At 52.5% G+C, this 14802-nt stretch carries 14 protein-coding genes; 5 read left to right on the top strand and 9 right to left on the bottom strand.

The window, feature by feature from the left end; translation table 11 throughout:
- The first annotated feature begins 52 nt into the window (after positions 1-52).
- The 3 genes from ACR0D6_RS16315 to ACR0D6_RS16325 are packed head-to-tail and all read left to right on the top strand — an operon-like array spanning position 53 to position 3419.
- Positions 53-1624 (top strand): recombinase family protein, encoded by a 1572-nt coding sequence (locus ACR0D6_RS16315; protein WP_480766266.1) that lies wholly within the window; start codon positions 53-55, stop codon positions 1622-1624.
- The gene (locus tag ACR0D6_RS16320; RefSeq protein WP_480766267.1) at positions 1624-2523 is read left to right on the top strand and encodes a plasmid partitioning protein RepB C-terminal domain-containing protein; all 900 of its coding nucleotides are present in this window, start codon (positions 1624-1626) and stop codon (positions 2521-2523) included. Before ACR0D6_RS16315 ends, ACR0D6_RS16320 begins: the two co-directional genes overlap by 1 nt.
- Positions 2520-3419: a plasmid partitioning protein RepB C-terminal domain-containing protein gene (locus ACR0D6_RS16325; protein WP_480766268.1), complete on the top strand. Its 900-nt coding sequence runs from the start codon at positions 2520-2522 to the stop codon at positions 3417-3419. Before ACR0D6_RS16320 ends, ACR0D6_RS16325 begins: the two co-directional genes overlap by 4 nt.
- A 327-nt stretch (positions 3420-3746) precedes the next feature.
- Here the strand turns inward: ACR0D6_RS16325 and ACR0D6_RS16330 are convergent, their stop codons facing one another.
- Positions 3747-4691, bottom strand: coding sequence for an alpha/beta hydrolase (locus ACR0D6_RS16330; protein WP_480766269.1), 945 nt, complete (start codon positions 4689-4691; stop codon positions 3747-3749).
- 119 nt (positions 4692-4810) lie between these two features.
- Here ACR0D6_RS16330 and ACR0D6_RS16335 point away from each other — a divergent pair, with 119 nt between their 5' ends.
- Positions 4811-5401 carry a TetR/AcrR family transcriptional regulator gene (locus ACR0D6_RS16335; protein ID WP_480766270.1) on the top strand — a complete coding sequence of 197 codons (591 nt, stop codon included), beginning with the start codon at positions 4811-4813 and terminating at the stop codon, positions 5399-5401.
- A 508-nt stretch (positions 5402-5909) separates the two neighbouring features.
- Here ACR0D6_RS16335 and ACR0D6_RS16340 read toward each other — a convergent pair.
- From ACR0D6_RS16340 to ACR0D6_RS16375, 8 genes are all read right to left on the bottom strand, one after another.
- Complete coding sequence (locus tag ACR0D6_RS16340; protein WP_480766271.1) at positions 5910-6575, bottom strand: hypothetical protein; 666 nt, start codon at positions 6573-6575, stop codon at positions 5910-5912.
- 306 nt (positions 6576-6881) lie between these two features.
- On the bottom strand, positions 6882-7088 hold the full coding sequence (locus tag ACR0D6_RS16345; RefSeq protein WP_480766272.1) for a hypothetical protein: 207 nt from the start codon (positions 7086-7088) through the stop codon (positions 6882-6884).
- A gap of 125 nt (positions 7089-7213) precedes the next feature.
- Positions 7214-7474 (bottom strand): hypothetical protein, encoded by a 261-nt coding sequence (locus ACR0D6_RS16350; RefSeq protein ID WP_480766273.1) that lies wholly within the window; start codon positions 7472-7474, stop codon positions 7214-7216.
- A gap of 181 nt (positions 7475-7655) precedes the next feature.
- Complete coding sequence (locus tag ACR0D6_RS16355) at positions 7656-9530, bottom strand: TniQ family protein (protein ID WP_480766274.1); 1875 nt, start codon at positions 9528-9530, stop codon at positions 7656-7658.
- Positions 9520-10515: a TniB family NTP-binding protein gene (locus ACR0D6_RS16360; RefSeq protein ID WP_480766275.1), complete on the bottom strand. Its 996-nt coding sequence runs from the start codon at positions 10513-10515 to the stop codon at positions 9520-9522. The genes ACR0D6_RS16355 and ACR0D6_RS16360 overlap by 11 nt, the downstream gene beginning before the upstream one ends.
- Positions 10508-12646, bottom strand: a complete 2139-nt coding sequence (locus ACR0D6_RS16365) for a transposase (RefSeq protein ID WP_480766276.1) — start codon at positions 12644-12646, stop codon at positions 10508-10510. The genes ACR0D6_RS16360 and ACR0D6_RS16365 overlap by 8 nt, the downstream gene beginning before the upstream one ends.
- Positions 12643-13341, bottom strand: coding sequence for a TnsA endonuclease N-terminal domain-containing protein (locus ACR0D6_RS16370; protein ID WP_480766277.1), 699 nt, complete (start codon positions 13339-13341; stop codon positions 12643-12645). The genes ACR0D6_RS16365 and ACR0D6_RS16370 overlap by 4 nt, the downstream gene beginning before the upstream one ends.
- A gap of 264 nt (positions 13342-13605) precedes the next feature.
- Positions 13606-13824, bottom strand: a complete 219-nt coding sequence (locus ACR0D6_RS16375; RefSeq protein WP_298937879.1) for a helix-turn-helix domain-containing protein — start codon at positions 13822-13824, stop codon at positions 13606-13608.
- Between the two features lie 246 nt (positions 13825-14070).
- On the opposite strand from ACR0D6_RS16375, the gene ACR0D6_RS16380 reads away from it, so the two are divergent.
- Positions 14071-14595, top strand: coding sequence for a hypothetical protein (locus tag ACR0D6_RS16380; protein ID WP_480766278.1), 525 nt, complete (start codon positions 14071-14073; stop codon positions 14593-14595).
- Positions 14596-14802 lie beyond the last annotated feature (207 nt).

The following is a 14802-nucleotide window of genomic DNA, read 5'->3' on the forward strand; positions in this document are numbered from 1 at the left end:
AGGATTGAGAAAGGAATCGCAGAGTTCCCGTACAGGTTTGCAAATTTGAGTGGTGGGAGCCGCAGCATTGAGTTGGCCGAAGAACAAGACAGACAGGGAAAACCGCCGGAACGCTGCACAGTACGTTCGCATGTCGACAGAGCATCAGCGCTACTCGACCGAAAACCAGGCCGACGCCATCCAGCGCTATGCCGATGAACGCGGCTACAAAATTATCCGGACTTATTCTGATGCAGGCAAAAGCGGATTGAGAATTCAAGGCCGTGCAGGCCTATCGCAATTGATCGACGACATCGAAACTGGTCAGACCGAATTCGGAACTATTCTCGTTTACGACGTCAGCCGTTGGGGGCGCTTCCAGGACGCGGATGAAAGCGCCTACTACGAGTATATCTGCAAACGGGCGGGCATTTCGGTCGAATACTGCGCTGAACAATTCGAAAACGATGGCAGCCCAATGTCAACCGTCGTCAAAGGTTTAAAGCGGGCTATGGCTGGCGAATATAGTCGTGAGCTTTCACAAAAGGTCTTTGCGGGGCAGCAGCGGCTGATCGAGTTGGGCTATCGACAAGGCGGCGCAGCCGGGTTCGGGTTGCGGCGGATGCTGATTGATGAAGCCGGACGTACCAAGGGCATTCTTTCGCGAGGTGAACACAAGAGTATTCAGACCGACCGGGTAACACTTGTTCCGGGTCCCGCTGAAGAAATCGCAATAGTGAACCAGATCTTCTTGAGGTTTGTGAACGACGGTTGGTCTGAAGCTGAGATTGCGTCAAACCTGAATCAGCGCGGAATTCGAACCGATCTGGATCGGGATTGGTCACCGGCGGTTGTGCGTCAAATTCTAACCAACGAAAAATACATCGGGAATAATCTCTGGAACCGCAATTCCTTCAAACTCAAGAAACGCCATGTTCGGAACGATCCGGAAAATTGGGTCCGCGCTGTTGGTGCCTTTGAAGCAATCGTTGACGCCAACCTGTTCGACGCTGCCGGAGCAATTATTGCGGCCCGCTCCCATGTGTTGTCCGACGAAGAAATGCTGGATCGGCTAAAGGAGGTTTTGGAGGAAAACGGGTATCTCTCGGGCTTTGTCATCAATGAAGCGCCAAAGCTTCCATCCAGCGGGGCCTATCAGAACAGATTTGGTAGCCTGTTGCGCGCTTACAGCCTCGTCGGCTTCAAGCCTGACAGAGATTACCGGTACATTGAGATCAACAGACGATTGCGCAGCCTGCATTCCGACATCATCCGGGACATCATCGCCGGAGTCGAAGCCGTTGGCGGAGAGGTTGCTCATGACCCCGATACAGATACCCTCATCATCAATGACGAGTTCACCGTTTCAATTGTCATTGCGCGCTGTCTTCAGACAGGCGCAGGTGCGTATCGCTGGAACATTCGTTTGAACACCGGTCAGCTCCCCGACATGTCCATCGTCGTCAGGATGGGGCAGTCAAACAGAACGCCGCTCGACTACTACTTGCTGCCTACCTTTGACATGACCAAATCAAAGCTGCGCTTGGCGGAAAACAACGGTTTGTCCCTTGATGCATTCCGCTTCGATAACCTGGCTCATTTCTTCGACATGGCCGCACGTACGCCAATACTGGAGGCAGCGTGATGGACCATGCGCCGGTCGGACGCACTGTTCTTGTTCCTGTCGATGCAATTACTGTCGTCAACCCAAGGCTCAGGAACAAAAAGGTTTTCGACGAGATTACCGCGAACATCGCGGAGCTTGGGTTAAAAAGACCCATAACGGTTGCTGCGCGTGAGACTGAGAACGGAAGTGAGCCAGCATACGAATTGGTCTGCGGCCAGGGCCGTCTTGAGGCATTCAAGGTTCTTGGCCAATCTGAAATACCGGCGATCGTCATAGATGCCAGCAGCGAAGATTGCCTTGTTATGAGCCTGGTGGAAAACCTGGCGCGCAGGCACCACCATTCGCTGGACTTGCTCAGAGACATTGGGCGCCTCAAAGAAAGAGGTTACTCTGAAACTGAAATCGCCGCCAAGACTCAGCTGTCCAAGAAGTATGTCCACGGCGTCATCAAACTTCTGGAAAGTCACGAACACCGCCTTCTGCGTGCAGTGGAGAGCGGTAAGATTCCGGTCAGTGTTGCCGTTGACATTGCGGACGCGGATGACGTCGGCGTGCAACGTGTTCTGAGGCAAGCTTATGAGAAAAAGCTTCTGCGCGGCGGCAGACTCCTGGCGGCCAAGCGTCTTGTTGAGGCGCGCCAGAAACACGGCAAGGGTCGCGCGAACACTGTCGAACGGCCACGCAAAAGCCTTTCTGTCGAGACACTGCTCAAGACCTATGAAAACGATGTCGAGAAAAAGAAGGTGTTGCTGAGAAAAGCAAGCGCAACGCGCAGCGAACTGCTCTTTCTGACACAAGCGCTCAAGACCCTGATGACTGACGAAAACTTCGTCACTTTGCTTCGCGCCGAAGGGCTAACCAATCTGCCAAAGCAGGTTGCAAACCGGTTGGCGCAATCCGAGGAGGTGTCCGCATGACGGTGACCAGGAAAGAACGGACGGTTGTAGCTGCTTTTGAACAGGAGTTGGTGACACTCTCATTCGAAAACATCGCGCCGCTCCATGTGCTCACGCCGCAAAAGAAGGCCAGCATCAAATTCAAACAGATCGCCGCATCCGTTCAGGAAATTGGCCTTGTTGAACCTATTGTTGTGTCCCGCGACCCATACAACGCTGGTCAATACACTCTGCTTGATGGGCATCTACGCCTTGAGGTTTTGAAAGACCAGGGTCAGACACATGCGCGATGTCTTGTCTCCACGGACGACGAAGCCTTCACCTACAACAAACGCATCTCTCGTCTCGCGACCATTCAAGAGCACAAGATGATCCTGAGAGCCCTCTCTCTTGGCGTACCGGAGGCCCGTTTGGCGAGCGCGCTTAATGTCAACATCAAGACTCTGAAGCAGAAACGCCAGCTTCTGGATGGTATCTGCGATGAGGCGGCGGAACTGCTGAAAGACAAACAAGTGGCTTTGACCGGGTTTCAGATTCTGAAGAAAATGAAGCCGATCCGGCAGATTGAAGCGGCGCAGCTCATGGTCGCCATGAACAAGTTCACGATCAACTATGCCCGATCGCTTCTAGCCGCGACACCCGAGAGCCAGTTGGTGTCAGCAGCAACGCCGAAAAAGATCAAAGGTATTTCACGCGAGCAACTGGAGCTGATGGAGCGCGAGTCTGCCAACCTAGAACGCGAGGTCCGCCTTGTCGAAAACAGCTACGGCGCGGACCATCTCGATCTGGTTCTGACACGCGGGTACATCGCGAAGCTGATGCGCAGCGAGCAGATCACGCGCTACCTGTCGCTGCACCATGACGCGTTCTTACCCGCGTTTGAAAAGATCACGGAAAACGAGGCCTTCACTTCCTGAACCTTCACGGCTGATTGGAATTGTTTTTGGGGACCCGGACCCATCAAGCGCGGGGACCGCAGGAGACGCCGCACGGTGGGGCGGATCAAGCGCGGCGATGGGGAGGATGGCGAACCCGTCGGAGCCCATCATGCCGGGCCAGACGCCCGGCAGGTTTCTCGAAAGTCTGCGCGTATTTTCTGGTTCAGAAGCGCGCAGACATCATTTTTCCGAAACGCTACGACACAACAAATCGCGAACATCGCTGAACAGATGTTACGGTCAGGCGATCCCGCATTTGATCTATCAAAATAGCAGAGGTCACGGAGTGACCTCTGCCTCATCTGCTTATCTGCCAAAGAACTCAGCTACAGCGTCCGTCGACGCCTTTACCGCCTCGGGCTTGTAGTAGAAGTCCACATGGGAGAACTCATCAAACGCCAATTCTTCATGTTCGTTGGTCAACTTCGCGACAAACTGGGTGGAGCATGGCGCGGTAAAGGCCGTGCTGCTGTAAATTGTCAGGGATGGCTGCACGATCTTGTCGGCATAAGCTTCCCCGATGGAAATCAACGACTGCATACCCTGATCGCCAATGTGCATGTTGGTATAGGTCGGAACCGCGACCGGGCCTTTGACTCCATCGCGCCCGTAGTAGTCATAGGATTCTCCGGCCATCGGATTAACGCCCGATCCGACAAAGTCCTCTCGGGATTGCTCATCATTGAGGCCAAAAGGAGCGACATAATCCGGTTCGCCTGTTTCATACATCTTCTGCATCGAGGCGTTCGAGGCTGCGATCTGCTGGTTGACCATATCGCGGTCGGTCCATTGAAAACCATCAGCCGCCATCATGCCCGACACCATGGCGATTTTCTTGATGCGATGATCGGTCACGGCAGCCGATGCGATGATTGAACCTCCTTGGCATACGCCCAAGCCATAGATCTCATCTACGAATGGAAGGGTTCCCAGGTAGGAAACGGCGTCCCATGTGTTTTCGATCAGGCGAAACATGTAGCGCGACTGCTTGTACTCTCCGGGCAGCGCCGGGGAAGAACCCATACCTAGGTAATCGAAGCCGAGATAGATGAAGCCCCGTGCGGCCATTTCCGGGCCGTAGGTGGCGGGGATCTGATCTTTCACCTGCGGGAACGGGCTGGCACCCACGATGGCCTTGTACGTTTTGGTCTTATCAAAGCCTTCGGGCAGGTAGAGATCGCCCGCCATATCCACGCCAAAGGATTTGAAGGTGACTTCGTTTTTGCCCGCGGTCAGATGTTGAGTCGTCATGGTCTTGGTCCTTTCGGGGTCAGGCAGCTTTGCGCCTTGCTAAAGTAAATTGTTGTGTTTACTTATGGTGGGGAGGTGACGTTTGTAAACACGTCTTTTTACTTTTTGGGGCAGAAATCTTGAAACGCACTGAAAAAAAACGAAAAGATATCATTGATGCGGCAATCGATGAATTCAAAGAGCAGGGGTTTCTGGGGGCAAAGACCACTTCAATCGCCAAAAAAGCGAACGTATCGAGTCGCACGCTCTACAATCATTTCGAGAGCAAGGAGGCCCTTTTCGAGGCGATCTCACAGATCATGCTGGAGCAGAACCGGAGCATGGAGCCAGTGCCCTATGATCCGGATCGCGACTTCGTCAAGCAATTGAAGGAAGCCTTGTGGCGCTACATTGGGGTGATCACAGATGAGACCGCCATCGGATTAAACCGGATGGTTATCTCAGAATTGATCCGTGACCTTGACCGGTCCCGGCAATTCTTCAGTGAAACCGCGACACATGACTACCCGATTACGAGGCTGATCAGCGAAGCCATGGACGCAGGTGTAATCCGAAAAGCTGATCCGGTTTTTGCGACCAACCAGCTTCTGGCACTCGTCAAAAACTTCTTCTTCTGGCCGGAGTTCTTCCTTGGCGAGAACCCGACGCCTAAAGATGTACTGGACGATTGCGTTGCCATGTTTCTGGCTCACTATAAGGCTGAAGTTTGACCGGTCACCACTTAAGACAGCAGTGTTGCGCATCGTAGTCTTCGCCAAAACAGAGCTTGATCGGCCGAATTTCGCAACCAATGCACGAATTGCAGCGTCATAACAAACCGCGAACATCGCTGAAGCGGTTTTATGAGAAGCGATCTCTGGTTGAGTGGTCTGCTTACCCGCAGTCCCAACACACCATCACCGAACGGACAAGACTTTCAGCAATACATCACATGTTTAGAAACACAGGCCGAGATACGTCCTAGTGAACTTCGGGATCACAGCCTCGACTACAGGATCAAACAGAAGACAATTGCGTCTGCTCAAGCCGTCGCATCATGGCCGTTGCAAACATCACGCCCAGAAGGAACATTCCAATCACTAACAGGACAGGTTTCAAGGAAAGGCAGAAGGCACAGTCGAAAAGCCGGGCGCAGACCATCGCTCTCCATCATACCAGCTCTTACATAAAATACATGCTGATATGAAAGGCGGGTTAGGGCCAGTGATCGAGCTGGTTTTAGTAAGAAAACTCCAGCTCGTCTTTAGAGCCGTCTCCAAGCGTTAACGTAAGCAAAAGCTGATCTTGAGCCTGGTAGTTTACGAAACTATGGGTGGTTACCGAAAGGTTGGCGTCTTGGCTCGTGCTTACAACGATCTCACGACCAAAGAAATCTGTACCGTGTAGGACGAAGCACTGTTCAAGTTCAAACAAGTTTTCTGATCTATTCAGACAGTTTTCTCGCTGCTCCTGAGTGCTTTGAATCGGCAGATAGCCGGTCACCCTGTAGGATCTGGCTTCATTAGGACCAATGGTCTCAGCACCACTTACAACTTCATTCGGACTTGTTGCGCGAGAGACATCAAACGGCAAATTTGAATACGAAGAATAGCGTCCTTCTTTGGTGATATGTGTCATAGAAAAGTTAGTTAGCGATATCGATTTGTTCGTTGGATTATAAACCTGAAATCGCCACGAGATTGGCCCAATCGCGATATCCATAGCTTTGGTATTGAGGTTATAAACGTCTTTAATCTGAATTGGAGCACTGGCTAAGACTCGCCCACCTCCTGTCAATGAAACTCGATCTGGCACCGACCTAAATTGAAGCCATGTGGAAAACGCAGCCAAGAGGAAGGCCAGAACGGCTACAATCAAACTCAATAGGTTTATGGAAAATTTCATAACTTAAGCCTTAGTCAACAAAGAAGGACCTACCGAAGAAAACACCTTTGGCAGCATCCTGATCCATTTTGCCGATGCGATGAAAAATGGACCCTTTTCCATTTCGTGCACCCGTAGGCCACCCTGTACAACCAAAGCCTGAGCGTTCCAACAGGGATTCACCTAAAGGCCGCTGACTTGAGGTATGTGATCCACCCTCATTTGGTTTCGGGTCACAAGTAACCATAAGCTAGTGCTTGCGTCTGGAAGTTGAATCGCGCCCGGGAAAAAAGAACTAGGCGAGAAACTGAAATCCGTTCCGCACCCTTATCTCTCGACATCACCTGAAGTAGCTGCGCTTTCAGAGAAGAGCTCATGCAACCCCTTGCGTTTCATACGCCTCACCCTGCTCACATGGTCGAGCAGCAGATCAATATTATCTGGATCGCCGCTACTGACGTAGGCGTTAGCGATCAGTTCAATTAGAGATCCCAGATTGCCTGCAAGCGCCATGTCCGTGCGCCCTTTGGTCAATTTGTTCCCTCCGCCTTTGAAAGGCTACGTCTTAACTCTCGATTAAACGAACCCCGATGAAGTGATGCGCAATCGGAGTGCGTTGACAGAAACGTCTGAAGCCGGGAATTCAATCGTCAGCTTGGCTATCCTTTGTCAAACTTCTGGATCATCTCCAGGGGCAACATATGCCGGAAACACGGAGGCGTGTTTTCCCACTCCTCCTCGTCAGAGAAGGGCTCAGTTCTGACCTGCATACGGTCGATATCTTCGCCCTCGGCTGGGTTCAGGTTTACGCCAAGCATCTTTAGAACTTCGCGTAACCTCGCCTGTCCCTCTGGTGTCGAAGCCGCACCGCTGCGCTTCATCTCATGAATCTCGGCTTGGAAGTTTCGCGCGCTGGTCATTGGCACTCTTTTCGGAGCTTGTTTTCTATCCATCCCGACAATACCTAGCTCCTATGCGGATCGGGGATTTCCGATCGCCAGCAACGCGGCCACTCTGTTTTGAGCAGCCAAATTGCGCACACTCATGATATCACAGTTCTGCGTTTTTGTTGGCGCTTCAAGAATCATTGAAGCCATGCAGTCAATACCCAGTACGATCCGCACTTTGGGTTTCTTTGCTTGTTGGAACAACAAGTCCGATCTTGCGCAATCGCGCTTCCAATCCACGCCTCTTGTAGAGCCGACTGACGCCTGGCGGTGTATCCAGTGGGTAAATGCCCCGGGCTTCGAGGTGACACCCAAATGGCCCGGGCGTTCTTCGGTATCGAAATGCCATGAGCCCCAGAGTGTCGTGTGTAAGCAGAAACCTCTCAATACTAGCCTCAGAAATAGCGGTGACAGATTGTCGGGATTTTGGACTACGTAAACGTGCGGACATCACCAAATTCTGATCAATCAGATAGTTGATCGTCTGGTGGGTCACCCGCAGCTTTGTCGCAGCATCGGAACGCGTGATGCCGGGCATCACCAATTTGGGCAAAGCACAGCGGACTTCGTCGAGATCAATCGCAATACCATCAAGACCGGTGCGATCCATGTCGGCAGAGATCGCCTTAAGCTTACCAGCCACGATGAGCGCCAGAATCTCTGCTGATCGGCATCTCAATCGCTGCGCCACGTCCGCCAGCGGCAGTAGATTTGCGACACTGCCGGAGGTGTTGGCAGCGCGGTCTGCCACCGAAGTCATCAATGCCTGAAGTTTTGCGCGATCGTATTTTGGCCGATGATCCAGAGCATCAAGCTCTTGAGTTACCAAACGCAGCTCGCACAAATCCTGAAGCATCTTTTGTTTTGTATGGAGCATCTTCAAAGCTTCGGTGGCCGTTATCCGCCCTTGAATTTCGTCGGACATCGTAGCCACGTCCTTATGCTCGATTGCGCGCTTCAAGGATATGCCATCAACGCTCCCACCACGTTCAGCCAAGCCGTTGAAGATAAGGTATCGACCGATACGTTTGCGTTCCATTCCAAGCGTTTTGCAGGCCGCTTCGACAGTATAAACAGACCGTTTCGAACACGCGCGACCAAGTACCTCGTAACCATCCGGCACCGGGTAGTGCTCAAAGATATATTCTCGCACGATGCGGCGGACGGGCTCCACTTCTTCTGGAAACGGGGTCTGATACATCCATTCATAGAATGCACCAAGATCTGACTTCTGGCGTATCGTTGACAGTGCCTGATCAGAGATCAACGTTCCCAACGTATCCAGCAAACCGTCCTGGCCAGATTTCAAAGCATCATACCCCGCCTTCCCTGCTCGGTGCATTTCCGCTTCCGTGGCCTTGCTGAGTTTGGCTAAAGGCCCAAAAAGCATCACAAAACCGAGCGTTTCGCAGAGTTTTGTTGCCGCATGAAGTGATAGACCATCCAGAAACGGATGCTGCCTTACCCCTTCCAATCGATCGAAGACATATTGTTCAAACTCGGATGGTTCGCGCGACACCGGGCTCTCCGAAGCAGCCAAGATCAAATCCCAGTTTTTCTCCACTTGGCCAACGAAATCATAGGCGTTGATCGCATATTGCTCGGTCGGAAGCTGCAATAACCCTACTGAGTGCTTTGCACAGCAACGAATGGATGTCAGTTGCCAGTAGTAGCGGCGGTAGGCACCATTTTCACCATGCTGTTCAACATCCTCGCGAAGGCACTTTGGGCAGACTTGCACACGTGTCCTGTAAATTGTTCCCTTGGCGCATCGGTGCCCCCGGATCGTGTAACGCCCGTTTCCGATTGTTTTTATGGACCATCGCGACAACAAATCAGGGTCTGCACCTCCAACCGCCGAAATACGTGCTAGAAGCGTTTCATCTCCACGAACATAGTCGTGCCATTTGAACCCAAGATCGGCGCAAAGAGTGGTTGGAGAGCTGAGACCACAGTAACGGGTCAATCGTGACACATATGACGTGGGTGTTTCAAAAGGATTCAGTGGAAATGCAAGCTTATGCTCCATGTTTTCCTCCACTCTCTGTCAACATTCCATTGAAACTCACTGTCCCCATGACGGCACGCGGATCGATTGCGAGATAGTCTGAAGCCAGGAAGGGATTGAGCGCAGGAATACAGCCGGATTTCCGCTGAAACGCTGTCACGAAATGCCCGATGCCGAGCTCAGCGTGACCGGCAAGCAACGCGTCCTCGACGCCCGCCAAAACGGTTTCAATGATCAAGCCAAATTCATTGGCCCCCGCATGAACCAGGCGTCCTCGAAAGTCGCTATTTTGAAGGTCTTTTCCAATTGCCAGCTCAGCCACTTGGCAATACCGCTCCAGCATCGTCGCGATCTCATTACTATGGGACGACACCGACACCGCCTTCAACTGAACGATACTCATCCGCCTCTTGAGCTGGTCATCTACATTGATCATGTCGATCACCTTTGGCATGCCTGACAAGATCAAACCGACCGGCCAGTCCTTGTTGTTCATCAGTGATTTGAGCGTATTCACGACCGCGTCACGCGCCATCGGACTGGTATTGGAATAGAGGTCTTGCGCCTCATCAAGATGCACAAAAAGAGTTCGGCGTTCCCTGAGCAAATGGCGAACCTGATCCCAGATGAATGCGGCAGGTTTGTCTCGCTGCAAAGGATACCCCAAGGCATGCAGCATTGAGGATCCAACATACTTAAGCGTCGCGGGTGATGGGATCTGTAAGCTGACAATCTCGGCAACTGCATTTCTGTCATGAGGGTCAGTTTGGCCTGAATACCTACTGATCAACCTATTTACGGCAGTGGTTTTGCCACTCCCTGACGCGCCAACAACCGCAATACCTTTTGCTTCAAGATACGTGCCGAGAGACAAGACTGCACGACGACGGCGCAACAATCGGTCAAACTGCTCCTGAAGGTCCCGGTAGGGCTGATGCGTGATGAAACGCGTCCTCAGTTTAGCCAGTTGAATATCGACACCCTGAATTTTGGTATGATCAATCATCTTCCCAGCTCCAATCTTGTTGATCGCGCGCCTGGCTTTCGTTCGAACGGTCATCAGTCGTCAGCTCCTCGAAGTTTTCTTCATCTTCTTCTGAGAGCGGAATCAGCCGACCAAACAGGTCTTTCTCTGGGGGAAGATCAAAGCCGCCTGGATGTTCGGCCTCAATGCTCAGGCCCAGGAACAAATCATCATGCGCGTGCTGTAATCCTTGCGGTGTCAGGCGGCGGAGGTAGTTTCCGAACCGGTCTTGTTCTTGCGCATTGATTTGAAAGATCCGCCTCAGCGCGCTTGCGACGACATCTTCATAAATCGCGGCTTCACTTCGGTGTTTCAGTCTGAGTTCCAGTGCCGCCGCGCGCCAGTCTTCCAGAGAGACACCCTCAAAACATCGCTGCAACGCGATGGCCGCAAACCATTCTTCTCTGATGCGAACCATGATCCAGCCCAGATCGGTTGGATCAACACGGATATCGACCTCGGTGTCATGATCATGTAGGAAGAAATGCCGAAGTGCAGCGCAGGTATAATCAATACCAAATGCCGACACACCTTTTCCGGTGACGGTTCGAGTTAATTTGAGACCAAATGCCCGCTTGCGTGTTCGATCGCAAATGTCGGGTGCAACACCTTTCTCCGCCGATAAACGCTGCCAGCAATTGCGCGGCGTTTCGCCCTTCAGCCCTTTGTGCGGCTGGTTGTGATACACATCCACCACATACAAAACGAGCATCTGCATGAGAGCATCGTCTGAAATAGATGCAACGTCTTCTGACGGATAATCTCCCCGGCTTTTGGGATTGCCGAAGGTTCTTCCGATCAGGCGCGGCATGAGCGCCGTGCCAAATGTCCCGAAAACCCGCTCCACTTTTCCACGAAGCTTAGGCACGCCTGCAGGGGGCGTCTCCACACTGCCGCCTGCATCCAGAACAGCTGTACGAAACGCATCGTTTACAAACGCGGCACCCTGATCGGTCACGATGGTGACGAGGCCGCCACGCTGGTCCCAACTTCCTGAGCAATCCGCCGCAATGGCGAGCTGGCTTTTGTCCCGGGTGATGTCGGCTAAAGTCGCAATAGCATCCGCTGTGTTGGGCTGGACGGCCAGTCGCATGCCGACAATGCACCTCGTCGCGCAATCGATTGCGACATAGAGCCAGCGACGTCCCCGTTCGAATTGCGCCAGTTCTTCGGGCGATAGTGAATCCAGCGCGCCCCTGTCGGCCAGAATACCGATGAGATCGACATTCCATTCGTCTATCTCCACGCGTTCAAGCGGGTATGTTGCATCCAATCCGTTTTCCCAGATCACCAAGTCGCGATTGGTCTCCGCCGCGCCTCGCCTCTGAACCCGAGTAAAATATGGATCGAGTGCCTTAATCGCCCTCTCTATCTTGCGCTTCGACGGTAGTCTAAGTTCAGCCTGGCCCGCGTTCAGACGTCGCTGGTTCTCTTCTTTAAAGCGCCTTTTACACTCATCGTAGACGATCTTCGCCGACACCTGCTGCTGCGTCAGGAACTCGTTCAACGCCTCCGCGATGATGCGCCGACCAACGCTACAAAAACGGTCTGATCTGTTCCCGCACCGATGGTAGCGTGGGATCAAATGGAGAGGCGATTGGCCACCTTCTTCGTATTTTTTCAGCCATTTCCGGAGCGATGTGGCGCAAGGTGGCTTTCGGCGTGTTATCTCTCGCCCCGCTCTGGGACGCTTCCACTGGTACTGATTGACGACATCTTGCCGGTCAACGATTGCCATCATCAGCGGCAAGGCTGCTTCGATAGAAGCGTCCGTGCGGACTACTTGGTCCTGCGCTTCAAGCAAGTAGTAGGCTTGGCAATAGGCAAGCTTCCAAAGAACGTGTTCCCGCTTCTTGTCTGGTAGGTCGCCGACAGCATCGACATTGGCATTTCTTCTCCGTTTCACCGCCTCCGGTCGAAAGTAATCTCGCTCGAACACTGTTGACGGGAGCTTCAAGGTGTCCCTCAGTTCTGAGCTGGTAAATATCCGTGTCCCGAATGCTGAATCCGTTCGTTCAAAAACAATTTCGACATCAGATTGTGCTTTGAACTGATAGCTGATGCCGTCAACGACAAGCCGGTCGAAGCGCGATAGCCGCATAAACGCAGTCATGCCGCACCTCCCACAGTCACCAATGTGTCCATGCCAACAGGTCGGGTAAGGTCAGCCACCAGCAGGCCGTCATAGATTGCCAGGAAGATCGCTCGGAATCCCTTCCCACCTTTGGCAAGCTGATCACAAAGCACACCTATTCGCGCGGGCAGCTCGACCGATGTCAAAAGTTCGCGAAGCTCAATTTCCGTCTGTCTGCATCGATGCCACGAAAACTCGCAATACCTTTGGGCATTGATCGCTTCTCCGAGTTGAAAGTCTTGATCCGTAATCAGCACGACATCATCGGCAAATGTTTTGCGCATAGACCGCCGAACGTGCCGAAGTTCTCTCGCAAAGTTTCGCTTGAGTGCACGTTTGGCGGGCTTGACTGCAACTGCGAGCCGTCGCCCAGACCTGAGCTGGACCCAGAAGTCAAAGGTATGGGATCTACGACGCCCTAGATGATCCGTATAGAAAACAGGAATAGGCTGCTCTCTGATATCCATGACATCTTTGTTGGCCAGGAACAGCCAAAGCACCCGCTGTTCAAGTTTGCTCTCATACTGGATGACGCGCGCATGATTGTCGGATGGAAGGCGCGCTAGGATAGCGCCTCGTGAACTGGCACGAGATCGTTTGGGTATGTCTCGCGTTGCGCGGCTTGGTAGTGGGGCACGGTCCCCGCCTTCAAAGTTATCGTCGATGTTGCTCATGTTACTTTTGGGGCGGTTTGCCATGCGTTGCGCAGGTCAAACCGCCGTCACCTTCTTCTGTATGTCGAATTGCAAAACCCATCCAATCCCATCGCCCAGCCGAGCGATGAAATGGTTGACTTTTGGGGTCACAAGAGGGAAGAAGATGTATCGGTACGGTATCGATACTGATTGCAAAGGCCCTAGAGAGTTGCCGCTCTCGGGGCCTTACTCTTTTCCCGGACAGCTTGTGTTGCTGTGTAGGTTTGCATGGCTACGTCATTCTCAATCCTCCTCTGTTTGATACCGTTCAGGCCAAAGCTCCTCGGGTGACTTCCCGAGCTGCTCTGCGATGGCTTTCTGGATACGCCTCGATCTCCGGTATCCCTGAGACACGGTTGACACCGAACTGATGGAAAGCCCCAGCTCCCGGCTCAGTTTCGCCAGCGAGCTTCCAGAAATGCGCAGAGCGCATTTGATGCGTTCGTGTTTTTCAAGATCCACAACCAATGGAAGTGCCAAGCCAAGTCCTCCGACCGAGTCTTTCGTCCAATTGGTACTGCGAAACTCACCCAAAGTGCAATATTATTGTTATTTTACAATTAATTACACTAAGCCCCCTGTTTCACCTAATTTAGAAATCGCCTATTTTCTGAAAAAAGCGCCGTGATTGCGAAAAGCTGTTTCTGGCAACATCATCTTCCTCACGTTACAGTCACGACAACTTATTGATTTGGGGGAGATACCAGCATGTACAGCAAGGTTTTTCCCGTGAAATTGCGCTCCGGGCATGTCATCGCGGTGGCTACCAATGACTGCGAGTGTGAAGGATACCGGCCCGCGCAGATCATACGGCTTTATCGAAGAAGCACGAACTTGCGTGAATTGGCCGAGCGCTTTGGAATTAGCCCGGTTCTTGTCCGCAAGTTGTTGAGACTCGCCAAGATCGACTACGTACTAGATCTCTATGGTCAGTATGAAACTGGCAAAACTTGCACAGAAATTGCTCGCGAAAACGGGATGAAAGTGGCAACGCTTACAGTCTTGTTCGCCGCAAGAAACCTAAGTGTGTCTCGAGGTAGAAAACGTCCGAACATTAAGATGACGGCAGCAGCTAGAATTTGGGCGGTGTGCCGTACAATCAACGAGTTTTCTAAGGCGCTCGATACGCACTGGACTACCGGCAGCAGGATTTTAGGGGATTTCGGGTTGATCGAAACGGTGAAATCCGCTCCCTCCCGCCTGCGCAACAAGGCCCTCGAAGGCCCCACTTAGCGGACATTAGTAGAAATTCACGGTATCTCCCAAAAAGTTGGCTGTGAGCCCATACCGATCATCCCCAGGCTATCTGTTTGCTGCGGACGCAGTCGGCAGGTCGCAGCCCAAAGCGGACATGCCAGATCAGAATTCTCGGACTGAGAGCGGCCGTTCGCTACGAGCAAGACGATACTTCGACCTTGACGACAAAGGACGTTTTTCGGT

This window comes from Ruegeria sp. BJ6 (genome assembly GCF_056537885.1).